The sequence below is a fragment of the Verrucomicrobium sp. GAS474 genome (assembly GCF_900105685.1).
In the GTDB taxonomy this organism is placed as follows: domain Bacteria; phylum Verrucomicrobiota; class Verrucomicrobiia; order Methylacidiphilales; family GAS474; genus GAS474.
The window spans coordinates 1824601-1850497 of sequence record NZ_LT629781.1; the positions used below are offsets into that span (position 1 = coordinate 1824601).

General features: G+C 64.6%; 15 protein-coding genes. 4 read left to right on the top strand and 11 right to left on the bottom strand.

The genetic code is table 11. From position 1 onward, the window contains the following. Window positions 1-192: 192 nt before the first annotated feature. The gene (locus BLU04_RS07575; RefSeq protein ID WP_093284212.1) at window positions 193-2706 is read left to right on the top strand and encodes an alpha-mannosidase; all 2514 of its coding nucleotides are present in this window, start codon (window positions 193-195) and stop codon (window positions 2704-2706) included. 209 nt (window positions 2707-2915) lie between these two features. Here BLU04_RS07575 and BLU04_RS07580 read toward each other — a convergent pair whose 3' ends face one another. Genes BLU04_RS07580 through BLU04_RS07595 form a run of 4 tightly spaced genes read right to left on the bottom strand, consistent with a single transcriptional unit; the run spans window position 2916 to window position 8980 of the window. Then, window positions 2916-4871 carry a sodium:proline symporter gene (locus BLU04_RS07580; protein ID WP_093284214.1) on the bottom strand — a complete coding sequence of 652 codons (1956 nt, stop codon included), beginning with the start codon at window positions 4869-4871 and terminating at the stop codon, window positions 2916-2918. Window positions 4872-4873: 2 nt separating this feature from the next. Beyond that, window positions 4874-6745, bottom strand: a complete 1872-nt coding sequence (locus tag BLU04_RS07585) for a sialate O-acetylesterase (protein WP_093284217.1) — start codon at window positions 6743-6745, stop codon at window positions 4874-4876. Window positions 6746-6752: 7 nt separating this feature from the next. Further along, window positions 6753-8162 (bottom strand): glycosyl hydrolase family 28 protein, encoded by a 1410-nt coding sequence (locus BLU04_RS07590; RefSeq protein ID WP_162274657.1) that lies wholly within the window; start codon window positions 8160-8162, stop codon window positions 6753-6755. 11 nt (window positions 8163-8173) lie between these two features. Then, complete coding sequence (locus BLU04_RS07595; protein ID WP_093284222.1) at window positions 8174-8980, bottom strand: AraC family transcriptional regulator; 807 nt, start codon at window positions 8978-8980, stop codon at window positions 8174-8176. A 153-nt stretch (window positions 8981-9133) separates the two neighbouring features. Between BLU04_RS07595 and BLU04_RS07600 the strand changes: the two genes are divergently transcribed. Then, complete coding sequence (locus BLU04_RS07600; RefSeq protein ID WP_157895195.1) at window positions 9134-9964, top strand: Nif3-like dinuclear metal center hexameric protein; 831 nt, start codon at window positions 9134-9136, stop codon at window positions 9962-9964. A 28-nt stretch (window positions 9965-9992) separates the two neighbouring features. Here BLU04_RS07600 and BLU04_RS07605 read toward each other — a convergent pair whose 3' ends face one another. From BLU04_RS07605 to BLU04_RS07635, 7 genes are read right to left on the bottom strand one after another with little or no spacing between them, the layout of a single operon-like run. Continuing rightward, window positions 9993-10610, bottom strand: coding sequence for a hypothetical protein (locus tag BLU04_RS07605; protein ID WP_157895196.1), 618 nt, complete (start codon window positions 10608-10610; stop codon window positions 9993-9995). 30 nt (window positions 10611-10640) lie between these two features. Then, window positions 10641-13466, bottom strand: coding sequence for a sugar-binding protein (locus BLU04_RS07610; RefSeq protein ID WP_093284229.1), 2826 nt, complete (start codon window positions 13464-13466; stop codon window positions 10641-10643). A gap of 22 nt (window positions 13467-13488) precedes the next feature. Next, window positions 13489-14109, bottom strand: coding sequence for a Verru_Chthon cassette protein D (gene vccD, locus BLU04_RS07615; protein ID WP_093284232.1), 621 nt, complete (start codon window positions 14107-14109; stop codon window positions 13489-13491). Then, complete coding sequence (gene vccA / locus BLU04_RS07620) at window positions 14106-17687, bottom strand: Verru_Chthon cassette protein A (RefSeq protein ID WP_157895197.1); 3582 nt, start codon at window positions 17685-17687, stop codon at window positions 14106-14108. The genes vccD and vccA overlap by 4 nt, the downstream gene beginning before the upstream one ends. A gap of 35 nt (window positions 17688-17722) precedes the next feature. Further along, entirely contained in the window at window positions 17723-18700 is a 978-nt protein-coding gene (vccC, locus tag BLU04_RS07625) for a Verru_Chthon cassette protein C (protein WP_093284237.1), read from the bottom strand. Window positions 18701-18725: 25 nt separating this feature from the next. Beyond that, window positions 18726-19175 (bottom strand): Verru_Chthon cassette protein B, encoded by a 450-nt coding sequence (gene vccB, locus BLU04_RS07630; RefSeq protein WP_093284239.1) that lies wholly within the window; start codon window positions 19173-19175, stop codon window positions 18726-18728. After that, window positions 19172-20095: a LamG-like jellyroll fold domain-containing protein gene (locus BLU04_RS07635; protein WP_157895198.1), complete on the bottom strand. Its 924-nt coding sequence runs from the start codon at window positions 20093-20095 to the stop codon at window positions 19172-19174. The genes vccB and BLU04_RS07635 overlap by 4 nt, the downstream gene beginning before the upstream one ends. Before the next feature lie 493 nt (window positions 20096-20588). Here BLU04_RS07635 and BLU04_RS07640 point away from each other — a divergent pair, with 493 nt between their 5' ends. Together BLU04_RS07640 and BLU04_RS07645 are read left to right on the top strand one after the other, a co-directional pair. Next, complete coding sequence (locus BLU04_RS07640; protein WP_157895199.1) at window positions 20589-21518, top strand: LuxR family transcriptional regulator; 930 nt, start codon at window positions 20589-20591, stop codon at window positions 21516-21518. Window positions 21519-21747: 229 nt separating this feature from the next. After that, complete coding sequence (locus tag BLU04_RS07645; RefSeq protein WP_162274658.1) at window positions 21748-25887, top strand: MBG domain-containing protein; 4140 nt, start codon at window positions 21748-21750, stop codon at window positions 25885-25887. The last annotated feature ends 10 nt before the right edge of the window (window positions 25888-25897 follow it).

The window sequence follows — 25897 nt, forward strand, 5'->3', positions numbered from 1 at the left end:
TCTTGGTCTTGGCCTGCCCGAGCGGGGTGGCGGCGACTCCCTGGGCTTCCGCCGTTCACCACCGTCCGATGGGAGGACGATGACGCGCAAGATATCGATTTCATCCTAGGGAAAATACCGCCCTGGCGTAACGCTCCCGAGGTCGGCCCGGTAGGATGGAAGCCTTTCATTTTCCGACCTGATTTTCCAATTATGCAAATCCATCTGATTTCCAACGCGCATCTCGATCCTGTCTGGCTGTGGGATTGGAGGGAGGGGCTCAATGAAGGGCTCATCACCGTGAGGACGATCCTCGACTTGATGGACGAGGACAAAGACCTGACGTTCATTCGCGGCGAGTCCTTGATCTACGAGCACATCGAGGAAACCGATCCGGCGACTTTCCGCCGCATTGCCCGTTATGTGAAGGCGGGCCGTTGGGACGTGGTCGGTGGGACCTATATCCAGCCCGACACGAACCTCGCCGGGGCCGAGACGCTGGCGCGGCATTTCACGCGTGGCCTCCGCTACTTTGAGTCGCGCTTCGGAGTGCGGCCGACGGTGGCGTGGCAGGCCGATTCCTTCGGCCACACGGCGGGCCTGCCCGAGATCTTCGCCGCCGCCGGAATCGATTCCTTCGCCTTCACCCGTCCCGACGACAAGGTGCTGAAGCTGGAGGAGCCCGCCTTCTGGTGGGAGGGCGCCGGTGGGGCCCGTATTCTCGCCTATCGGCCGTTGGTCGGCTGGTACGGGTCCGAACACGACGAGATGCCTCGCCGCCTCGACAGCCTCCTCGCCGCCGCCAAGACCAGCCGTATCGAGAACGCGGCTTGCTTCTACGGCCTCGGGAACCACGGCGGCGGCCCTTGCCGTCGCCAGCTTGCCGACATCCGCGCGTGGGCGAAGGCCCATCCCGAAGTGCAGGTGTTCCATTCCGGCCTCCACCGCTTCTTCGGAGCATTGCGGCAAGAGATCCAGGGCAGGAAGCTGGTGCTGCCGACGCGGCGCGGAGAGCTGAACTACTGTCTGCGAGGCTGTTACTCGTCGGTCGCGAAGCTGAAGTTCCCTTACCGGCGGGCCGAGAGCCTCCTCAACCGCGCGGAAAAGACCGATTCCGTGATCGCCGCCCTCGCGCGACGGTCGGGTGCCGATCTTTCCCGGGCCTGGGACGGGGTGCTCTTCAATTCATTCCATGACATCCTTCCCGGATCGAGCATCGAACGGGCCATGGACGACCAGATCGCCTGGATTGGCGGCGTGCTTCACGAAAGTCAGCGGGTCGAACTTCGGGCTCTCAACGGACTGACGGCCCGCGTCGACACTCGGGTCGCGGCTCCCGCCGAGGGACATCCTTCCGGCGTGGCCTTCCTGGCATGGAACCCCCATCCCTGGCCGTTTGTCGGCCACGTCGAGGCCGAGGCCTGTCTCGATTACCGACCGATTTTCCCCTACCAGAATCGGGCCGCAGAGGTCCCCCTCCAGGTGCTGGGTCACAATGGGGCGGCGGTCTCTTTTCAGGAGGTGACGACGGAAAACCGGAGCATCGTCGACCTGCCGTGGCGGAAGCGGGTCGTCGTTCCGGTCACCCTTCCGGCCTTCGGATGGAACGTCCTCGAAATGGGATGGGTCGAAGGGAAGCGCCGCCTCGCCAAAACGCCCGAGTCGGGCAAGGCGCGCGGCGAAACCACGCCAGGCCGGGCCGCCATCGATAACGGAATCTACAGGTTGGAGGCTGCGATGGGTGCCCGCACGATCCGGCTTCTCCACAAGGGGAAGGAGGTCTTCGCGCGCGGGGGCTTCGCGGCCTCGGTGTTCGACGATGTCTGGGGCTCTTGGGGCGGAATGAGGGAAGAGGCCGAGTCGATTCATTTGGATCAGGTTCGGGAAGAGTGGGAGGTGACCGGCCTCGAACTGCTTGAATCGGGCCCGGAGCGGGCTCTTTTATGGATCTGTCTCTCCGGAGCGCGTTCCCGCATCGAGCTTTCGTGCTCCCTCTACCGTGGGGACGAGAAGGTCGATGTCTCTGCCCGGGTGCTTTGGAACGAGAGGTCCGCTCGCCTCAAGCTCCTCTTCCCGGTCGGCGACACCGCCGAATTCGAGGTACCCGGCGCCTCGGTCGTCCGCGGTCCGAGCGGCGAAGTGCCGGGAGGGCGCTGGTTCCGCGTGCCGGAAAAGGGTGGGGAGGGGTTCGGCTTCGTGAGTGACGCGCTTTACAATTTCGACGGCCTGGATGGGCGGATCGGCGCGACAGTCGTTCGCGCCAGCCGCTATGCGGACGACGTCCCGACGCCGGCCTCGGACAAGCCCTGGCTTCCTGCCGTCGATGCGGGCGAATTGAAGTTCCGCTTCGTGCTGGCATCCGGCCGTGCCGACTTGCCCCGCCTCTCCCGAGAGCTGGAGCAACCTCCCTTGGTCACGATCGCGCCTCCGGGGAAGGGGACACTGCACCGGAAGGGGTCACTTGCCGCGCTTCATCCCTCCTCGCTCGATCTCTTGGCTCTCAAGCGTGCGGAAGACGGAAAAGGTTTCGTTCTGCGAGTGCAGGCCCGCGCCGGAAGGAGCGTTGAGGCCCGCCTTGAGTGGCTCGGGGAGAAGATCGCCCTCGGCCCTATCGCCGGGGGAGGGATCGCAACCTTCCTCCTGATTCGGGGAGCGAAAGGCTGGAAAGCGGCGAACGTCGATATTGCCGAGCGTCCTGCCAAACGCTCCGCCAGCAGACGCCGTTGACGATGGCGTCGAAAAGGATCCTTCGCAGATTCTGCGGCTCCACCTTTGCAGAAATCTCGGAATCTTCCAAACCTGCGTTGGATCGGACCGGGGGGCAATTCCTAGTGGCCTCGGCACTTGGCGTTGCTTGTCCGGTTTCCATTTCCGGAAGGGTGGGCCAAGATTTCAGAAGAGCCTTCAGCTTCTCTTTGGCCTAATTTTATGGGAGATCAGGCGCGCTCGTCGAGGTTCTGGTGGTCCTTGACCGTGCCGTCGTCGAGGTGGTTGGCGCGTTCGCCGTGGAGGCGGAAGAAGAACCGCCGGATGCCTCGGATGCCGCCCCAGGTGAACCAGATGCCGGTGACGCAGGTCAGGAAGACGGGGAGGCCGATGCCAACGACATGCCAAAAGGAGGCCCATGCCGCGACGGGCCACGGCGCGAGGTAGTTCCACGTCGTCCCCGCCAGGAAGATCCCGGCCAGCATCAGTCCCCAGCCGAAGAGAAGCCCGGCGATCCACTTGTCCCCCTTGGAAAAAGTCTCGTCGATCCCGATCAGCCGCCCGAGCCAGGGCTTCTTTCCCGGCACCGGCACGGGAACCAGCGCGGGGTCGGCGGGCTTCGCGTAGGCGCCGCGATGGAGGAGGCGGTCCATGTTGAAGTCTTCCCGATGGGTGAGAAGGGAGACGGTGACGTAGAGGAAGATCGCGATGCCCGTGACGCCGAGGGAGATCTCGATCCCGTTGAGCGGGAAGCGGGGATTCAGCTGCCGGGCGACGATCCCGAGGACGGAGAGGGTCGATCCCGCGAGCAGGGCGACCCAGGCACCCTCCGGTGTCCCTTTCTTCCAATAGAGTCCCCCGATGATCGCCGCGCCGACGCCACCGACGTAGATCGCCGTCGTCACAGCCCACCACATGATGATGTAGTCGATCTGCCGGTAGAACGCCCCGAAGAGGAAAGCAAAAAGGGCAACGCCCGCGATCGAGCAGCGGAGGGCGAAGAGGTGCTGCCTCGGGCCGAACGGTTTTTTCCGTAACGGAACGAGGACGTCCTGGACAAAAATGCCACCCCACGAATGGAGATGAGTCGCATCACCCCCGAAGACACCCATGAGGAGAACGGCGCAGAGGACGCCTTTCACGCCGAACGGCAGCAGGTGGGAGACGGCGATCGGCACGGTCATCTGCCCCTGGACCTTCGGATCGGCGATCTTGCCGATCTCCCCCGCGACTTCGGCGGCACCGCCCGCGAAATCGGGATGGGCGAGGAAGGTCATCGCGCAGATGCCGAGGAGGGTGACGACGGCCCCCTTTCCCATGCTTCGCCAGCTGCCCAGCACCGTTCCCATCCGCGCCTCGTGGGGGCTGAGAGCCGCCCCCTGGTAGCCCGCCGCATTCTGCCAAGCCATCGTCCCGTAGACGCTGACGACGAGGCCCATGAAGACGTAGCCGACGTTGAAATCCTTGATCCCGCCGGCGTCGAAGGGGTTGAGGAAGGAATGGGCGGGCGGCTGTCTTTCCAAGACTGCGATGATCTGCGACCAGTCAAAAAGCGTGAGCAGCGCCGCGATGATGATCAGGTAGAAAAGCTGGGAGATCATCCCCTCGAGGCAATTGATGATCATCACGGTGACCAGGCCGCCGGTCAGGGCGACGAAGAGCGCCATCGAGAGGAAGAGTCCCATGAGGAGGACGTAGGTCGGGACGGCGGTTCCGAATAGGGCCACATGCTCGGGAAAGCCGAGAAAATAGGCGAGGCACCGCGCCCCAACGGCGGGGATGATCCCGAAGTTGAGGATGCCCGCGAAGAAGCCGAGAAAGCCGGTAAAGAGGCGGAACGATTTACTGTACCGGAGCTCGAAGAACTGGGCCAGCGTCATTGCCCGGGTCTCCCGAAAGCGGTAGTTGACGAACCCCGAGATCCCGACCGCAAAGCTGATCGGCCACGCGATCCAGGCCCACCACCCGAGGACGAACCCGGCGTGGGAGATCACCTCGAAACCGGCTACGAACATGACGGCACCGGCTTGAAGTTCCCCCTGCGCGATCGAGAGGAGGTACCGGTCGGCCAGACGCCCGCCCGACATGAAGTCGGCGACGCTGCGGACATGCCGTCGGCAGTAGAGGCCGACCGCCAAGACGAGGAGGACCGGTGCGAAGGTGATGATCCAATCGAGCGTGCTCAAACTCAAGGAAGGTAGGTGGGACGGGAGTATTGGCCGGAGGCGATCTGCGCCGCAGAGACGTCGAGGCGGCGGAAACGGAGATAGAACCCCCAAGCCAGGCCGTGGTTGAGGTCCATCGCCACGGTCAGCTCATGGAGGCCGGGGGCGAGGACGATTTCTTTTCTCCCTTTGTCGGGGAAGCATGGGTTGATCCCAGCGAGGTCGCCGAACGCCGGCGCGTCCCCGATCCAGAGCCGGAACGGCCCGTCATAGCCCGCCAGGATCTCGAGCCGCATCAACTCGGGAAGATCCATCCGGGAAGCGAAGTAGGCCTGCCCGCTCCTTCCCTGCCAGAGGACGTGTTCGTTGACGAAGCCGCCCGTCCCGCCTTCGTATCGCCGGATGTTTTCTCCGCCCACCTGGGGGCGGGCGATCCTGCCGAGCGGCAGTTCGGACGAAACGATCCCGCTGGTCCGCCACTCCGTGATGAAGGGAAGGTAGGCGGCGGGGCGCCCGAAAGGAAGCGGCCCGAAGACGGGGAGCGCCATGTTCCGCTCGTCGGTCAGGTTGCACGCGGGACGTTTCCCGTAGCCGTAGGAGAGACGAAGGCCGGGTGGGGCGTCGGCGGGAATGTGGACGCGGGCCGTGTTGCCGCGCAGCGATGTCCGGTAGGCGCCGGGGCATTCGTTCCCGTCGGAGGCGACGAGGGTGAAGCCCGACGGTTCTCCCAACGCACGGAGGCCGCCGGGGACGTTCTCGAACGTGACGTCGATGACCCGGGAAAACGATTCCCGCAGGAGACGCGGTTCCCCGATCGAGCGGAGACGGGGTGGAAGCGGCTCCCGGCGGTTGCCGAGCGCAAGGCGGTCCGCGGCCCGTGCGAGGCGGTCGCCGAGCTTGGCGACACCGTCGGCCCCAATATGAATCGTATCGTCCAGTGGAAGGTCGATGGCCGCGACGACCTCGAGAGCAGTGATCTTCCCGGGCAGAAGGCGTTGCTGCTCCTGCACCCCGTTCCACGCGGCGGCCTCAGCAGGAGTATGAGGACGGATGTGGCGGCCCAACTGGACGATGATCCACGGCAGGCGCGGCTGGCGCAGATCGCGACGGGTCGCTGCGACGAGCTTCCGCATCCGCCCTGTATAAAGCGGTTCGTCTACCGGGTTGGCATCGCTCTCGCCCTGATACCAAAGGAGGCCGGAGAAAATCGGCCCGGCCGCCTTCGCCGAGAGGAGGAAGGAGCCGTAGAGGGAGATCCCTTTCCCGTTCTTCCGGAACGGCTCCCACTGCTGCATCGAGGTGCCGCCGTGGGCGGTGCAGACGAGACCTTGCGGCACGCCGGTCCTTCGCAACATCTCGCGTGCGAAGTGGAGCGCGGGTCCGACGCCTTTCGACTCTTTCCGGCGAAGCGCCTCGCCCTGGGCGGGGGTGCATTGCGCGGCGCAATGGCAGGAGTCGGGAGACTCGGCCTTCACGTGGAGCGGCTCCTCGGCGAGGCGCCACTCGCGGCGCATCGAGAAGGCCCGGATACGGGGATCGGGCAGGGCGGCGCCGGAGCGGTTGGCGCTTCCCTCCATGTTGCTCTGCCCGGCAAGGAGCCAGAGATCGCCGACAAAGAGCGAGGCGATGCGCGCCGTTTCCTTCCCCGTGCGAAGCTCGAGGCGGTAGGGACCGCCTGCCGGAATCTCCGGGAGGCACGCCGAGAAGTTCCCTTTTGCCGCCCGTCCCACCACGCGGTTCCTCCAGCCCGCAAGGGTTTGGTGCCCCTCGAAGAGCGTCGCAGTGACACGGGAAGGGGTGGAGGAAGTCGTGATCCCCTTCAGAACGACCGTCGCCCCCCGCTTCCCCCTGCGCTGGAGGACCTGCCCCTCCGAAAGTCCGGTTTCGATACGCATGATCGGATCAGGCGGTAGTGAGAACCTCGTTGCCCTCGAATCGGCACCCCTTCACCTCGAACCCTTCGACATCATCCTGGACGAGGCCGGGACGAACATCCTCCCCCTCGAGCCGCGCCCGCACATCGCGGAAGACGATGTCGCTGGCGTGACGGAGGTAAAAGCCCCAGGCGGGAAGCTCGCCGAACTGGTCATACTCGGGATAGTCGGCCCGACTCTCGGGCACCTCGTTGCCGGGAGTCAGGATCGACTCGGGGGCGTGGAGACCGCCTCGGTAGAGCAGGCGGATATTGCTGAGCGTGATTGCCTCGATCTTCGCGTCGGGGAGGCCGACGATCGCGCTGGGCAGGGGATTCAGCCGAGGTTCGTGCCGGGGGGCGCGGAATGGATAGCCGGCGTCGGCATCGAACCCGGTGACCTCGGCGACGACATTGGAGATCGTCACCTGCCGGAGGGCCCCGACGTTCCGGTGGGCGGCGTTGCGGCGGCTCCGGTCGCCGAGGCGGAGGTAGATCGCGTTCCCGACGTTGCGCATGGTGACGTTCGAGACGGCGACCTGCTCGAGCGTCCCGCCGTCGACGACCTGGAGGGTGATGCCGGAACGGGCGGTGTCGAAGATCACCACGTTCGAGATCGAAATGTTGCGGAAGCCCTGGCTCGAGGCGGTGCCGCACTTGATCCCGCTGGCGCTGCTCCGGACGACGCAGTCGGAGATGACGACATCCTCGACGGGGAGGTGCGTCGACTTGAGGCAGATGCCATCGTCGGCGGCGTTGATGTGACAGCCCCGAATCACGACCTCGCGGGAGTCGCACAGGTCGAGGCCGTCGTTGTTCCACGCGGAGATTCCCTCGACCCGGAGATTTTCTAGCCGCAGATCGACGCACCGGGAATAGCTCTGCATCCAGGAGGCCCCCTCCTCGAGGGTCAGACCGGAAACCTCGCAACGGCGGCACTCGACGAGATTGATGAGAAGGGGGCGGTATTTTTCGTCGATCTTTTTCTGGGGGCCGACCGGGGGATAGTGGTGGGCAAAAGCCTCGCAAAGGCGGGAGCCGTTGCCGTTCAGTGTCCCCCGGCCCGTGATCACGACACCATCTAGGCCGTGGCCCAGGAGGAGGGAATACCAGCAGGCGGAATCCTGGCCCTCGACCGGGACGCCGGTCTCGGGAATGCGCTGATAGGCCTCTCTCTCGAGGCTTCCGATAAGCACGGCACCATACCCGAGCTCGAACTGGATGTGGCTTCGCAGATGGATCGTCCCGGAGAGATAGCGGCCCGGCGGAAAGAGGACGGTGCCCCGCGCCCGATGGGCCGCCTCGACGGCGGCCTGGATCGCGGCGGTGTCGTGCGTCGCGCCGTCGGCCTTGGCGCCGAAGTCCTGGGGAGTGAAGACGAAAGAGGAGGGGGAGGGCATGAGAAGGCCGATTAGGAAAGGGAGAGGGGCTTGCGCCCCCGGTTCGACTTCCCTTTCCAGGCGCTCGGGGAGACGCGGAAGCGGCGCTTGAACGCGCGGGAGAGGATCGCCCCGTTCTGGTAGCCGCATTCCACGGCGACCTCCTCGAGCTTCACGTCGTGGAGCATCATTAAATTCTTCGCCCGGGTGAGGCGGATATTCTCGAAGACCTGCTGGGGATTTGATTGCAGCACCTGCCGGAAGAGGCGGCGCAGGTGGACGGAGGAGATCGCAAGGGCGGCGCTGACCTGATCGAGGGTCCACCCCTCGTTGAGGTGCTCGGAGAAGATCGTCATCGCCTTCTCGACGGTGGTGCCGGGGAGCTTCCTCTCCTCGAACGGGGTGAGATGGGCCAATTCGCCGATGAGGATCGCGAGATCGAGGCCGAGGCGCGACCAGCGGAGCGAGGTGAGGACGCCGGGGCGGAGCCACTCGGGCTCCGCCTGCCGGTGGAGCTCCTGGAGGCGGGCGCAGTTTTCCGAGGTAAGGTCGAGGGCGATCCAGCCGTGCCGCTTCACCCAATCGCCGATCGGGGCCGCCAGGTGGTCGAGGTGGAAGACGACGATCTCGGCGCTCCGTCCCTTGTCCCCGAGCCAGGAATGGCGCAAGCCGGGAGGGATCACCCAGAGGGTCCGCCCGCGCGCGGTTTCGATCTTGTTGTCGAGGGAGAGGCGGATCTTGCCGCTGGTCACCGACATCAATTCCCACGATTCCCTGGGCCACGGTTTCTGGGGGGCGCGATCGTAACTCCGTTCTCCGGAGGCAAGGTAGGTGAGCATTCTATTAGTGATAGATTTAGCGAATCAACGATACCGCAAAATAGGCGGTTCCGTCGATCCAATGATCGATATGGGTAAATAAGTGATCGCCCGGGCGATGGGAGAGAGAGGACGGGGAATGATAGGATGAAGGGGCCCTCTCCTCCTCGGACCATGCACGATTCCCTGCTTCACGCCGGCATCCCCTCTCCTCTCCCCTCCTCCCTCCGCGCCCGCGACGTCGTCGAGGCAATCCTGCGGGAGCTCCCCCCTCTTCCCTCTGCCACCTGCGACCGCTTCCAGGCGGGCGATCCCGCGTGGCTCGTGACCGGGGTCGCGGTCACCTTCATGGCGACTCGCGCCGTGCTTGAAAGAGCAGTCGCACTCGGCGCGAACCTCGTCATCACCCACGAGCCGACCTTTTACAATCATCACGACGAGACCGAATGGATCGGGGACGATCCGGTCTACCGGAGCAAGGCCTCCTTCCTCCGGGAACACGAGTTGATCCTCTGGCGCTGTCACGACGGCCCCCACCTTCGCCGTCCTGACCTGATCGTGGAGGGGATGTCGCGCCGGTTCGGGTGGACACTCGCCGCCGGGGAGGACTTCGTCTGCGATATCCCGCCCCGCTCCCTCAGGGCTCTCGCCGCCACGTGCCGCCAGATTCTCCGCTGCGGACCGATCCGCGTCGCGGGGGAATTGGAGATGCTGTGCCGCCGCGTCGCCCTCCTTCCCGGCGCGTGGGGCGGACGGAAGCAGATCGCTTTCCTTCGCCGCGACGATGTCGATGTCGTCCTCTGCGGGGAGAGTCCCGAGTGGGAAACTTGCGAATACGTCCGGGACGCTCCGGCGGCGGAACGGGCGAAGGGACTGATCGTCCTCGGCCACGCGAACAGCGAGGAGCCCGGCATGGAACGGACCGTTGAGTGGATGCGCGCCCTCCTTCCGGCCTCGCTTCCAGTCTTTCATCTCCCCGCGGGCGACCCTTTCCGGACGGTCTAGCTCCGTCCGGAAAAGGGCCCGTCCTCCGTTAGGAGGCGGGGACGATCGTGATTTTGATCGGGAACTGGGTGTCGTTCGGGTGGGCCTTGAGGTCGTATAAGAATTGGAAGCTGTAGGAGTTGCTGTTGAAGAGGCGGTTGTCCTGGAGGCCGTACCAGTTCGTCGGCACCTCGATGATCCAGCCGTCCTTCGTCGGCGCGGTGACGGAAAACTTCGAGATCGCCGAACCCTGCTCGATGAACTGGCTCCCCTTGTCGACGGGGAAATCCTTCGGCGGGTTGGCGCCGAAGGCGTACTTGCCCCCGTTGTTGAAGGAGAGCGGGACGCCGAGTTGGAACTTGAAGCCGCGCGCGTTCGCCGGGAGGTTCGAGAAGACGAAGATCACCTCATCCCCCTGCACCTTGCATTCGACCTTCGCCCCCGACGGGTAGACTGCCGTCCCGATATCGTTGGCGACGTCGAAGGCGGGCTGCTCGTTCCCCTTGTCGAGCTGGAGCGCGGGGGCCGAAATGACGAACTTGCCGGCAGTGCCGGCGTCGAACTCGATCCCCTTCGGGACGAGGACCGGTCCAGCGGCGAGCTTTCCCGCCAGGCAGACGAGAAGGAGGGGAATCAGGGAGAGATGAGTCAATCGGGATGTTTTCATGGCGGATGATTTGGATTTGGTGTTTGTTATTCAGTTTTCAATGATGCGGGCCCGGCCCCAGGCGCCGCGGTCGCTCGAGTTCTTCGCGTTTCCGTTCCACATCAGTTGATGCCGGCGGGCGAGGCCGTCGTCGCTGTTGTCCAGGCCGATGTCGAAGAGAAATTCGGTACCCGCCTTCGGCTCGACGCCGAGGACGCTCCACGGGATCGCCGCCTCAAGGGTGTAACCGTCGCCGGTCACGCTCTTGACGGTTAGCATCCGGATGGCCGCGCCGAGTTCCGGGTTGTCGACGACCCACGCCTTCGGCGTGGCCGCCGCGCCGAGGAGGACTTGGCGGTCGCTGAAGATCATGCTACCTCCCTGGTCGGGGCTCTTCGACCCGACGAAGAGCTCGAAGCCGTCGCCGTTGTAGAGAGCCTTCGCCTCGCGCTCGTTCTTCAGCGGGGTGGCGTCCTTCACCTCGGCGAGGAAGTAGAGGTTCTTCTCGTCCCAGCAGAGGCGGAAGTCGGCGCGGAGGTCGGGATTGGGGGGGCCGTTCACCTGGTTCTTCGGGGTAAGAGGCTCGGCCGGACGGCCCGGCCAATGGCTGGTCGTCCCGTCGAGCTCGAGGCCCGGAAGCGCCTTCGGGATCGTCGCGACCTTGCCCGATCCGCCCGGCTTCCCGGCGGCGAAGCGCGGGTCGTCGAAGGCGAACGGCTTTTCCCTGCCCAGCATCACGGGGTAGATCCGGTCGTTGGTCTCCTTCACCTGAGGGATGAAGTCGGCATAGGGCCGATCGGTCACGTCGACGAGGCCGCTGTTGTTCCCCTCGCCGTTGAATCCCTCGAAGAAGCGGCCGGTGATCGACTGGTCGCCGTAGATGAACCACTGGGAGCCGACGACGAAGGGAAGCGAGGCCGATTGCTCGATGTAGTTCCGGTAGGCGAGGCCGCGATCCTTTTGATTCGCCACCTCCTTGCCGCCGTTCAGGCCCATCTCGCTCGAGCCGTAGTACCACTCGCTGAGGATGATCGGCTTGTCGCCGCTCCATTCGTGGACCCGCTTCAGGAAGTAGGACTCGATGCCGTAGGTATAATAATTGACGGTGACGACGTCGAAGTACTTCGAGGCGGTACGGACCACCAGCTCGTTGCCCGCCGTTCCCGGCGTCCAGCGGCTACCGAGGAGAAGGTGGTTCGGGTCGTGCTTGCGGAACGTCCGCGAGATCATTTCGTAGTAGGTGTCGAGGTAGACCTTGAGGTAGTCCCGCATGTCAACCTCGGCGGCGTCGGTCCGGATGAAGAGCGGGGCGTCGGGTAGATCGTCCCACGAGGCGAAGGAGGTCGCGGGATTCCAGGCCGCGTTGAACTTCCCGATGTCGCCGTACTTCGCCTGCAGCATCGCGACGAGCTTCACCTTCGCCGCGACGCCGCTCTTGTAGGTCGGCACGAGCTTCGGGATGTTCTCGAAGTGCTGCTCGTTACCGAAGGAGTAGCCGATGAGGAGTGGATCGGTGACGAAGGGATCGACCTTCGCCGTGAAGGCCTTGTCGAGCGCCTCCTCGTTTCCCGGCGCGAAGGGGTCCATGACGAAGCTCGCGCCGAGGCGGTCGGGGAGCGACTTGATCGCATTGCCGTTCACGGGAAGGCTCCCTGTGTAGGGGAACTGGAGTTCCTTCATCTTCGCCGACTGGAGGGAGAAGGCGCCGGCCGAGTTGAAGCCCCAGGCGCGGAGCCGTTCGACGACCTGGCCCGTCCACTCCTCGAAGGTGTAGGGGCGGCCGAACTTCCGGATCCAGTTCGCGATGAAGAAGGAGAACGCGCCGGGCGTGCCGGGGCGCCAGGCCGTGGCGAAGTCGCCGCCCGCCTCGGGGACCCACTCGTAGATCTTCTCGCGGCCCCGGACCGTCGTGAAGTCGTCGGTGTTCGCGATGCCGCAGACGCCGAGCTGGTAGAAGGCGTTGCCGTCGGGGTCGACGAGGAATTGCCGCTCCCCGGCGGTGCCGACGTGGAAGAAGCCGGTCTTCGTCAAATGGAACTCGACCCCGCTTCCGGCCAGGCCGCCGAAGACGTCGCGCGGGGGGCCGCCCGGGGCGGGAAGAGCCGCCTTCTGCTTCTCGACATCGTCCTTCAATTCCTGCTCGTCCTTCACCTTGCCCGGGTAGTCCTTGCGGGCCGATTGGCCGAACCGGTCGACGAGGAAGACGCGCGGCCCGGCGGGGACGGCGGGAGAGGGCGACGCAGCAGCGGCAGCGGCGGGCGCGGCCCCCGCGTCGAGGGTCCGGACCGAGAAGGCGAAGTAGCCCTCGGCCTTCCCGCCGGTGTCGACCTGGCAGATGAAGACGTACGATTGCGAGCTGAAAATCCGGTTGTCCTGCAGCCCCGAATAACCGCCCGGCATCTCGACGGCGAAGCCGTTTCCGAGGGGATCGGCGAGGCGGAAGGAATTGGCGTTGCCACTCTCGACGAACTGGGCGCCCTGCTCGGCGGGGATCGGCTTGAGCGGGGCGCCGTTGAAAGAGTAGGTTCCGCCCTGGTTGAACTTCAACGGGATCTTTAGGTTGAATTTGAAGGCCTTTGAGGGTGCCCCCTGCGTGTAGTGGAAGGTGATCTTGCCCGTCGCCTTGTCGACCTTCATGTCAAGGAGGACTCCCGAGGCATAGGTCGCCCGGCCGCCATCGCCCGAGGGGGCGAAGGAGGGTTGCTCGTTCGGCCCCTCTTTCTTCAGCAGGCCTGGAGCACCGAGGGTGAACTGGCCCGCGCTCCCCGCGTCGACGAGGATGCCCTGGTCGTTGACGCCGACGGTGACCGGATCGGCGAGGAGGGGGACAGAGGGAATGAAGGCGGCGAGGAGGGCGATGGCGAGGCGGGTTTTCATAGGTGGAGTGGCAATGCGAGAATCAGGGGTGAAAGAGCCGGATAGTCCCGTTGCCGGGGACGATCTGAATGGTTGCGTAGTTCCCGCCGTCGTGGAGCGGCTTGTCTCGCTCCATGACGAGGGTGACGAAGCTTTCCGCCGAGGCGAGGTCGGTGCCGCCGCCGGGAAGGAACTGGAAGGCGACCTGCCGGTAGTTCATTCCGTAGTAGGGGAGGGCCGTGTCGGTCGCCCCCGGCGGGGAGGCGGCGCGGGAGACGAGGAGCCCTCCTTCGGGAGCGGACGTGGCGAAGACGGCGGGCTCGTCGAAGGCGACCAGCTTGCCGAGGGGGACGGCGTCGCTTTCTTCGATGACGAAGAGGCGGAAGGCGCGGAAGACGGCAGGCCCGTCGGTCGGCTTCGTGCCGTACTCGGGGAGCTTGTAGAAACGGACCTCGACGGGAAGACCCCGGGTCTGGCTTGTCTGGCGGGCGAGGTTGCACTGGTCGATGACCTGGCGTCCGGCGGCGTTGAATTTCGAGACCCGAACCATCCGAAGGAAGGAGGGGAGCGACATTCCGGCGAGCAGCCCCATGATGACGAGGACGACGAGGATCTCGACGAGGGTGAAGCCTCCGGCGCGGCGATGGGAAGCGGCGGCGATCATGGCGCGAATTTCTTCACCGCGACGACGCGCGTCTTGTAGAACTGGCTGAGCGGGGTGGTCACCGTCAGGTCGGCATAATCGGGAAGGGCCTTGGTCGCGGGATCGACATAGCGTTCCACCGTTTCACTCCCGCGATATTCCCCGACGACGAGGTCTCGCCCGTCGCTCCATGTCGTGGGATCGCTCCCCGTCCGTTTCTGCAGAACTTGGACCCGGGCGTGGACGGTGTAGGTGTTCGACTTCGTCGTGAGACGGGGATAGATCGTCGCGTAGGGCCGCTCCCGGCTGTTGTCCCCGGTGAGGCGGTGGCTCTTCCAGTAGGTTTCCATCGTGTCGTAACGCCCTCCCTGCGGGACAATCTGGATGTCGCAGATCTCGCTCGCGGACCTAAAGAGGTCGTTCGCCGCGAAGCGTTGCTCGAACCCCTTGAGCGTCTCGTCGGGATCCACGTCGTAGCGGACGGTGACGTTCTGGGACCCGTTCCCCTGGAGCTTGTATTGGGAGACGTTGCCATCGGAGATCGCGATCACCTTCTCCCCCTCCAGCACCGCGCGGACGCCGGTATCCCGCCGCAGGTAGGTGAAGGGAACGATCTGGTAATTCATGTTGATGCGGCCCGCCGCCGAGAAGGGCTCGCTGATTGCGTAGGGCTCGACGACGGGCATCGTGAAGAGGTCGAGGAGGAGGTGATCCTTCGGAGCGGCGAGGCCGGGATGGCCGAGCGGGCCGGGCCGGAATTCGAGGGTCTGCCACGGCAGGCCCGCCCAGACGCCCGTCGGCAGGGAGCCGAACATGACCGCGGAAGGCATCATCCGATTGGGGGAGAAGAGGGTCGTGTTGACGTTGACGTTGCCCGTCACGTAATAGGGGGGGGAGGAGCTGTCTCCCTCGTCGGGCCGGTTGATGTAGGGGCCGTCGGCACGGTAGGCGACGCCGTTGTCCCAGTCGGCCTGGAGGTCGGCCGCAGTGGCGGCCCCGTTCTTGCCGAGGGCGACGCCCGAGGTGAAGTTGTCGGGAACGGTCGAGGAATCGCGGGGGAAGGCGCTGTTCATTCCCGGATTGTTGCCGATGGCGGGATTCAGCTCGTAGCCGCTGAGATAGACTGCCGCATAGCTGGCGTAGGAGAGGGGAAGGAGGCGCCCCCCGGTCGCGTGGTAATAGGGCGTGTTGTTGCCGTTGCGCAGGTTATGGGCGTAGGCAGTCGTAGAGTCGGCATACGCGCTGTGCGGCGCGAACAGTTTTGAATAATCGGCGTCGCTCGCCAGGAGTGTCTTCCTCGGCGAGACGAGGCGGAGGTCGCCGACCGCCGGAACAATGGAACGGACGACATCGGCGCTGGTGATCCACGAGACCAAGACGGCGTTCCCGGTGCCCTGGAAGCGCGAGGTGCTCGAGGAGAGGTTCCGGTAGATGATCGTGCCGTTCTCCCCCGCCAGGTGGGGGACGGGGAGCGTCCCGGAGGGGAAGGCGAGCTGCAGCGACTGACAGACGGTGGTCCCGTCGGGCGCGAGGATTTCGACGGTGACCGTCCCGCCCGAAAAGACAAAGGTGGGAGCGGGCGCGATGTCGGCGCTGGCACCGGGCGGACGCGGGTGGAGCATGTTGATCGCGTTGCTCAGGAAGGTCGGCGTGTATTGTCCGTAAGCGGCCTCCATCGCCCCGACCGATCCGCCGTAGCCGTTGTCGCCCCAGATCGTGTAACCGTTGCTCGGCTTCATATCGATCTTCCCGGTGTTCGTTTGCGTGAACATCCCCACGGGTGGTGTTGCCGCGCCGGTCGAGTCGACCCCCGTCCAGCGGAAGGTGTCGAGGCCCGAGATCCTGTACGAGAAGTTCGGGCAGAGGTAGGGGTGGCCGAGCGAGGGATCGTAGAACTGCGGGATAAGGAAGGCCCGCACGGCGATCTGGTCGCTCCGGGGCGGGACGGCGGTCTGTCCGGTCTTCGTCGCGTCGGTGTCGCGCGCGCCGACGAAGACGATCGTCGCCCCCTGCAGGGTGGGGAAGCGGCCGAACCCCCGCGTCGCTGTCTGGGTGTCCTCGATCGGGACGACTTGCCCTTGCCCGGCCTTGTTCGCCCCGCCGACGAGCGACGGCGCGAAGGGGATCGCCGCCGTCGGGTCGAGGAGGTTGGTCGATCGGATGTAGTCGAAGATCTCGGTGAGGATCTGGTTGCGGTCCTTGGTCCCGTACTTCGTCTCGAAGTTCCCGCCGAAGCCGGGGATCTCCCGCGAGGTCAGCCCCCGCAGGTATTCGAGGAGAGCCCGGTTCCGTCCGAGGCCCGTGCTCGCCTTTGCGGCAGGAAGGTCGGACGTCGGGCTCTGGGGGTTGCTCCGCTGGAAATAGAAGAGGTTGCCCCCGATCGTCGAGCAGAAGGCGATGAGGCGATCGAAAGCCGAGGTGTGTGTGGCGTCGAGATTTAGGTATTCGGGCCAGATCGAGACCCGGGGAAGGTTGAAGAGGTTGACTTCGGGCGACCGACTCGAGGCGGTGAGGAAAAAGCGGAAGCGCGGGAGGGTGTCCTGGTTGAGGACGGTGCTGTTGTTGGTCCCCCTCTCCCCGCCTGTCACGGCGGGCTTGAAGAGGAGCTCGTCGACGTCGGCGTAGAGGCGGTCGAAATCGGGAGTGATCGTGGCGCTCGCCGTCGTCGTCCCTTCCATCGAAGTCCCGGTTCCGCCCTTCACTCGAGGGGCCAGCGCGTAGATCTCCTCCTGGCTCAGGGTCGGGAAGACGGTCCGGAGCGATGTCGTTGCAGGATGTCCAGGATAGCGCTGATACTCATGCTGGGCGGGTTGGTATTTCCCAAGGTTGCCGTCCTCGAGGCTGCTCGTCGTAGGCGTGTCCCAGTAGGTCCCCGAGGCGGCGGTGTTGATGTTCACCTTGCAGCTCTCGTCGTCGGTCCAGAAAGCGACGCGGCCGACGATCGGATTCGATGACGATGCCCCGGATATCTTTGCCTGAGTTCCCCCGCTTCCCGTGGCGGGGGCGGCGATGGTGCCGTCGGCGAGGACGTAGAGCCACTTCACCGGCATCGGCGCCACGTTGGCCGAAGCACCCGAGGCCGTCGGCGCCCCGGTGACCGAGAACCCCTTCACTGTCGGGCTCTGGTAGGCGAGCGATCCCCCGCCGGCCGCCGTCAGGCCGTTGCCGTCGATGATCGGATAGAGCGTTTTCCCCCCGATTTTCATCGGGGCGTTGAGGTCGGTGAAGAGGGCCGTCCTCGCGCTCCAGTCGAGCGGCACGGCCTCGGCGGTCGCCGTGGGAACGAAGGCCCCTGTCCCGATCATCTTGTCCCACGAGTAGAGCTTGAAGTACTGGCCTGCCGCGCCGGTCGCCGAATAGGTTCGGATCATCCCGGGTTGGGAGGCCCAAGCCACGGCCTTCCCGGCGGTGTCGACTCCCTTCGTCGCGGCGGTGATCTGGGCGATGGCGAGGTTGAAAGCCGACTGAGCGAGGAGCCCCGCCGCGCCACCGTCGGCGTACCGTTTCGACGAGTTCCTCTCGCTCGAGATGCTGGCGAGGAAGGCGATGGCGAGGGAGGCCGTCAGCACCAAACACGAGAGGACGAGGAGGAGCGCCACGCCGCGCCGCGGCCGGACCCTCTCCGGAGCCGGGATTAAAGCCCCCACTTGGCTCCTTTCATGACCACCGTGGTGCGGTAGACGCGGTAGGAGAGATGCCGCCCGGAGAGCGTCGCCCCGATCTGCTTCAGGTCGTTTTCGAGGAGGGAGGCAGTCTTGAACAGATTGGCCGTGCCGAGGTCGGGAGCGCCTTCGGTGTTCCCGAGGTGGAGGGCCGAGGTCTCGTCGATGGCGACAAGGATGAGGTCGACCAGCGGCGGCAACTGGTTTTCGTTCGGTTTCTGGGTCGAGTTGGCCGCAGTGGCCGAGGTCGCTCGGGAATCGTATTCGTAGTCGGGGGCGAGGACGATGCCGCCGGTATCGGTCGAGGCGGCGCGGGGGAGAATCACGAGGGCGATCACGTTCTCAGCAAGCGGATGTGAAGGCGGCGAGGACGATGCGAGCGGAGTGGTGAACCAGAGGCGGCCCGCCCCCAGCGCGGGATCGTAAATGGCGAGCTGTTGCGCGGGCTGGAGGAATTGCATCAGCCGGAACCGCCGAAGCGGCGGTGCGGTGTTCGGCAGCGAGGCGAGGAAGGAGGGGCGCTCCGGGTCGGCCCCGTATTGGACGTAGTAGCCGCACCCGTTGAGAAGGCCGCCGAGGTTTTGATAGGCGGTCTTGTCGGTCGAGCCGAGTGGCACCTGGAAGAAAACCGCGTGAGTGATTTGGCCGGGAACGAGCGCCTTTCCGGAGATGAAGTGGAGATCCGATTTCCTGAGGTACCGAGTCGGAGCTGTGGCGCTGTCGTAGTCGTAATACGCGTTGAGCGTCGCCTGGCCGAGCTGGGAGGAGATCGTGTCGAAGGCGGCGCGGGCAGCCTGGAATCCCTCGATCTTCGATGTGGAATGCTTCCACGTCGTCGAGATCAGGGAACTGATTTGGAGGACAAGGACGAGGATCACCGAGAGGATCACCACGGCGGCGAGAAGCTCGAGGATCGTAAAGGCGGCAGCGGCGCGGCGCGCGTCTTTCATCGGGATCGGTTCCGGATCTTGCGCGTCACTGCCGGGGGATCAGGATCGAGTAGCGGGCGGGCGCAGCGGAAAGCTTGCGGCTCTGGATGGTGATGGCGACGGTCGTCCCCGCGTCGGAGGCAAGGTCGGCGACGCTGGCGGAGCGGGTCTCAATCTGGGCGGTGAACTGTCGGACGGGATCGGAGGCGGCGACCTCGGTCCCCTGCTCGTCGTAGTAATGGGTCGAGGCGGCGAGGGCGGTGTAGTCCGACTGGACGAGGTCGTTGATGAGTCCCTGGGCGATCTGGGTCTGGACCGTGATGTTGATCGTGTCGCGCAGAGTCGTCAGCCCCATCGGGATCATCCCGAGGACGCCGACCAGCGCGAAGCTGACCACGCCAAGCGCCAACGCTGTTTCGATCAGAGTGAATCCCCCCCGCCGCCTGCCATCGACTCCTTTGTGCTCGACGGCCTTCACACGCCTGCCGCGCCTCATGCGATCTCCTGGTGCCGGGGCCGGGCGGAGCGGCGGGCCGCCGCCGCGCAGGCGAAGGCAAGGACGCCGAACCCGGCCAGCGCGAGGGGCGAAGGTTCGGGAACGGCGCTGAGGGTTGCGACGTTGGCCTGCACCTGGGTGGCAGTGAGCACGGTCGAATAGAGTGCCAGTTCGTCGATGGTGACGGCGGAGGCGGCGAGGTTGGCCGCCGTGGTGCTGCCGCGGACGTCGGCCGCGGCGACGAAGAAGGAATTTCCGAGGGCCGAGAAGGTGTCGGCCGAAGTGAGCTTGTTCGTCACGCTGCCCAGCGTTTGGGCGACGCCGTTGACGTAGACCGTGACGGGGGTGGAAGAGGTGAGATCGAACGTGAAGGTCAGGTCGACGAAGTTGCCGCTGTAAAGGGCGGCGTTCGTGAACGTGGCCGAGAAGGTGTCGGCCAGAGTGTCGGCCCGGATGAAAATACGGGTCGTCCCCGCCGAGAGCGTGCCGCTCGAATTGCTGTTCAAGGTGATCGAAAAGGCATCGTTGGTCGCATTCTGCGTCTCGCCGAGCAGAACCCCCAAGGCGCTGCTGTTTGTACTCAGAAGGAACGCGATCGTCGACGACCCCAGCGACGACCCAAAACTGTTCGCTCCCGTAAGACTCGCGTATTGGCTGTTGGCGTTGAAATAGGTCGCCGTGTCGCTGCCGCCGCCGTAACCGGTCGTACCGAGTGTCGGCGAGCCGAAGTAGGCCCCGTTGTGTGCGTTGCCCGACGAATCGGTAAGGATCGAGCCGCTGTCAGTGAAATGATAGAGCGCGTAGGGATTGTTCGCCGCCAATGCCGCCTCGTAGGCGGTCGGCGCAGCCTGGGTCGCATTCATGGTGAGCCAGAGCACTCCCATCCCCATCATGCCGAGGAGCCGAACCGGTGAAGTCATATTATTCATCAGTCGCGTTGTCGTCATGCAAATATTCAACCTCCTTGCGGTCGACACGGCTATAGCCCTGCCGATCGCCTATTTATCTTTTTCGATCACATCCTTCCGCATTCCTTATCAGTGTAGAAGGGGTCGGATATATCTTTTTGCCTATTTAAAATCGAAAGGGAGGACGTTGTTCGTTCGCTTGTCGAATCGGCTAAGACGAGGACGTGGAACCTGCTCGTCGATATCGTTGCTCGATCGGAACACTACTCGCCGGGGACTACGGCGGCGGAGAATTGCGTCGTCGAAGGGGAGCGCCGCTATTGGTTCCATTTGGCGATTGATCGCTACAGTGGGGAAATCGTCGATCGGCAACTCGAAGGGGTAACGGAATAAGAATAGTTTTATGGCCTGCTTCGTACTCCTTAAGGAGATCGATTTTAATCTGAGGATCTGAAAGATCGGGGTCATTTGTGGTTCTGGCGCGGTGTCCCGTTGTCGGCGCAGCGTGGAAGGCGGCGAGCGGTTTGCGTTCGGCTTTTTCTTGGGAACTCGCTATCGAGAGTCCATGGGGGAAGGTTTTTCATTGGACGGGAAGTCGATGCAGGCGGTCTATGTCTTGTGGGACGAGCTCGGGGCGTTTCCGGCGGGGGAGTCCGATGCGGCTTTGAGTCATCTCTTTGACTGGCTGGCGAAAGGGATTGGGGCCGATAACGTCATCTGGATCGGTGCGGTGCGGCTCTTGCGCGGTGCGGCGGCGAAGGACGATCCCTTCGGGGGATGGCGTTTGCGGACCCGGCAGACGATGCATCCGGATAATCCCGAATATCGGAAGCTCATCGCCTCCTACTACGATATCGAGCATTACAGGAAAGGAGGAGGCTCCCGGATTGAAGGCCGGAGCCGGGTCAGGGCCCTCCTCCATAGCGGCATGACGGGCCGCACGATGTTTGCTCAGGCAGGTCACTTTCGGGTTCATCGGTTGCGGGACGGCTGGATCGATTACGCTGCCTTTGCAAAGACCGAGCACTACGACGTCTATTATCGCCGACAGGGGATTGCCGATCGGATGCATGCGGGCTTCCCTCTCAATGTCGACGCGGAATCGATCTTTATGATTGATCGATACAAGGCCGGACGCGTCTCCCGCAAAGCCTTCACCGATCGGGAGAAGGCACTTGTCGAGATGGTGCTGCGGGGCGTTCGCGAACTCCATCGGCGTCTGTTCCTTGAACGCGGTCTCCTTATGGGGGAGGTTCCCCTGACGCTGCTGCAACAGCGGGTTCTTCGGGGGCTCCTGACGAAGATGACGGAGAAGGAACTGGCCCGGGAAATGGGTCAGCAACCCCGGACGCTGCACAAGTACGTCACCTCTCTCTACGCCCGCTTCGGCGTCCAGAGCCGGGCAGGACTGATGGCGATGTGGTTGGGTCGTTAGCGTTTCTTTAGGCTATCCTATGGGGTCTTGTGGACTTCTTTCAACGCCCCGGGAAGTCTTGCCATCCGGTGCCTCTATTTAGCGTCATTCCCCTCTTTTCCGCCGCTCGCTACGATCCTTTCGCGACTGAAGTTGTCGCGTAACAAAAAGGGGATTCATGAAAGCAATGGGCCGTCGCCGGGGGAAAGTTTCGTTTCAAAACGCCGTACTGCGTGGCCTCGCGCCCGCCTTGCTGCTGGGCCTCTGGCCTGTCGCCCTGCTGGCGAACCCCACCGGCGGAACGGTTGTCTCCGGCTCGGCTACGATCGCGACGAACGGCAATACGCTCAACGTCAACACGGGGAGCAGCCAGACGATCATCGACTGGAGCCACTTCGGGATCGACGCCGGGGAAATCACCAACATCAACCAGCCGAACAGCGGTAGCACCACGCTGAACCGCGTCATCGGCGGCAACGTCTCTGCCATCTACGGCACGCTGAACTCCAACGGCAACGTTATCCTCATCAACCCGAACGGCGTCCTCATCGGCGCGGGCGGCGTGGTCAACACCCAGAGCTTCACCGCCTCCACCCTCGACCTCTCGAACAGCGACTTCTTGAACGGGGTCCAGCACTTCACCGGCACCAGCACCGCCAGCGTCGTCAACTTGGGGCAGATCACCGCCAACGGGGGCGACATCTTCCTGATAGCCCAGCACGTCAGCAACGGCGGGAGCCTCACCGCCCGCAACGGCACTGTCGGCCTTGCCGCCGGAACCGATGTCACGATCCAAGCCGGCGGGACGGGCAACCAGCGCCTCTCCGTCGCCCTCGACAGCGCCACCGTCGCCCGCAACAGCACCGGAGTGGACAATCAGGGAACCATCGACGCAGTGAAGGCCGAGTTGGTCGCCAACGGGAACATCTACAGTCTCGCCGTCAACAACGGCGGAATCATCCGAGCCACCGGCAGCGGCAACGTGGGCGGCCAAGTCTGGCTCCTCGGCCATGGCGGCACGGTGAAGAACACCGGCACGATTACGGCAAAGAACGCCGACGGCCGGGGCGGGAAAATCGAGACCAGCGGCGATGTCGTCTCGGTCGCGGGCATGGTCCAGACGGGTGCGGGCGGCCAATGGCTGATCGACCCGCTTACCCTCGACAATAGCACCGACATCGCCGTCGCCACCCTCCAGGGCCAGCTCGAATCGGGCGATGTGCAGGAACAGGCGACTTCCTCGATCACCCTCAACGAGAGCCTCTCCTGGTCGGGCACCGGGACGTTGACCCTCCAAAGCGGCACCATCGACCTCAACGGCGCGATCACCGCCGGGAGCGGCGGATTGACTCTCACTGCGGCGGGCACGATCACCGCCTCGGCTGCGATCAGCGTCGGGAAGTTCACCCTCACTTCCGGGAACTGGGTGCAGAACGGCTCCTCGCTCCCTTCCTTCTACGCGCGCGACTTCACGCTCAGTGGCGGCACCTTTCTCCGCGTCCTCGGCGGCGACGGCTCTTCCTCCACGCCCTATCTCTTGGGCGACGTCTACGGGTTGCAGGGAGTGAAAGGGTTCCTCTCCTCGGACTTCACCCTTGCCAACGACATCGACGCGAGCGGGACGACGGCCTGGAACGGCGGTTCCGGGTTCGCTCCGATCGGATCGAGCTATCCCGGATACGGCGGGACCTTCAACGGGGCCGGCCACATCGTCGACGGGCTGACCATTCAGAGGACCGGCACGAACGATGTCGCCCTCTTCGGCCTTTCCCTTGGGGTCATTGAGAATGTCGGGCTGACCAACGTTGTGATCAACGGAAACGGTTACGTGGGCGGATTGGTGGGGGCCAATGGGGGGACGGTGACGGGCAGCTACACCACGGGGGTGATATCGGGCGTGCTCTATGTCGGCGGCCTCGTCGGGTACAACACCGGCACGATCACGAACAGCCACTCCGATGCCAGCGTGGGTGGCTACCAGAATGTGGGCGGCTTGGCGGGGTATAACGCCAACCTCATCGACCTCTCCTACGCCACCGGAAACGCGACGGGAACGCTCCAGATCGGCGGCCTTGCCGGGTGGGACACCGGAACGATCCGGCGGAGTTACGCGACGGGGTACGTCCGCGCCACGAGCACGCTGGCCGGTGGTCTGGTCGGTTATCTCGATGCCGGGGGCCTGGTCCAATATAGTTATGCGACGGGGGCGGTCTACGGCTTCTCCAGCGCCGGCGGTCTGGTGGGGGAGATCTATGCGGGCGCCTTGATCGACGGGTGCTATGCGACGGGGGCCGTCGACTCTTACTACAACGCGGGAGGCTTGGTGGCGGTGGCGCAGGGAGGCGCAATCCAAGGCAGCTACGCCACGGGCGTGGTGACTTCCTCTTCGGGCTGGAATGCCGAATTCTTGTGCCAGGGATATGTTGGGATTGCGAACAGCTATTGGGCCACCGACACGGGGAGCCCGAACGGGTTCTGGACGACATCGGGCTTCGTGAACGATTCCTCCGGCCTGACCCTGGCCCAATTGACCGACGCCGCCAATTTCCAGCCGCTCAGCGGAAACTGGGATTTCACCGCCGGCACGGGCGTCTGGGGGGTCAAAGGGTACACCGATACGGGGTTGATCAACGGCGGCCTTCCCTACTTCCAATGGCAGTATCCGACGATCGCCCTCACGGCGTCGAACCAGACCGCGGTCTACGGCCAGTCCCAGTCCGCAAACCTCTCAGCGGTCTTGGGGACGACGTATACTGTCGCGGGGCTCGGCACCGCGAACCTCTCCGATTACCTCTCCGGCACCCCCACGCTTTCCAAGGTCGGCAGCAATAGCACCGTCGGTACGACGAACGTCCTGACGATCGCCGGCACGCCGACGGCGGGCCACGCCGTCGAGTATGTCGCCGGAACGCAAAGCTTCAGCCCGGCCCCCCTCGAAATCACGGTCTCCTCCCAGAGCAAGACGTACGGAACCAACCAGGCGCTGAATGGAACCGATTACACCATCACCGCCGGGCAGCTTTACAACAGCGATTCCCTCATCAACATCAGCCTCTCCAGCAGCGGGGCGACGGCGACGGCGAACGTCGGCACCTATGCGATCACGGCGGGGAATCCGCTCGGCTACGGATTGGGCAATTACCAGATCACCTACATCGACGGCGTCGATACGGTGACCCCCGCCTCGTTGGTCGTCGTGGCGGGCAACGGCTCGAAAACGTACGGAACGGCGCAGACGCTCTCCGGGTACAACCTCTACGGGCAGCTTTACAATGGAGACAGCCTCACTGCCGTGACGCTCTCCAGCGCAGGATCGTCCGCGACGGCGAACGCCGGAACCTACGCGATCACGGCGGGCGCCGCGACCGGATCGGGCCTCGGCAACTATCAGATCGCCTACGTCGACGGAGTCGACACCGTGAATCCCGCCCCCTTGACGATCGAGGCGGGAAGCGCGACCAAGACCTACGGCACGGCCCAGACCTTGAGCGGGTACGGAATCACAAGCGGGTCCCTCTACAATGGGGACACCCTTTCCTCCGTGACGCTCTCCAGCGGTGGAACGGCGGCGACGGCGAGCGTCGGGGCCTACGCGGTTACGGCGAGCAACGCGACCGGATCGGGTCTCGGCAACTATCAGATCACCTATGTCGACGGAGTCGATACGGTTAACCCGGCCACGGTGATGCTGACCGTGGGGAACGCGACCAGCACGTACGGAAGCGCGCCGGGTATCTCGAACATCCAGATCGGAGCGTCCGGCCTCGTCAACGGCGAAACCGTGGCCGACCTCGGTTTCGTGACGACGACCTCGGTCACCGCATCGACCCATGTCGGCACCTACTCCTTCACCACCTCGGCGGGCAATTCCAACTACAACTACATCTACGCCACCGGCAACGCCGGGACGTGGACGGTGACCGCCGCGCCGCTTACCATCACGGCGGGCAACATCACCCTCACTACGGGAAGCTCGCTTCCCGCCCTCGGCGTGAGCTACGGCGGCCTCGTCAACGGCGACACTTCCGCGGTGGTGAGCGGATTGACGGTGACCACTTCGGGAACCGGCGCTTCGGCGGGCAAGTATGCCATCATCCCGGGGAACGGAACGGCTTCCGATTACCTCATCACCTTTGTCGACGGCTTCCTCACGGTGAACTCCCCCGTGGTGGAGCTAGGCTCCGGTCCCAGCGCCCAGCTTCCGAACGGGGAGACCGTCACGATCCCCAGCGCGGCCTTCAGCCCGAAGATATCGATCCCGAACACGGCTTCTTTCGCGGGCGTCGGTGCCCGTGGGGGAGTGTTCTCTCCCTTCGGCGGCGGCGTCTCTTCGGTCGGTCGTATGGGGGCGAGGGCTTCCTCCAGTGGTGTGGCCTACATCGACCAATAACCTCCATCAT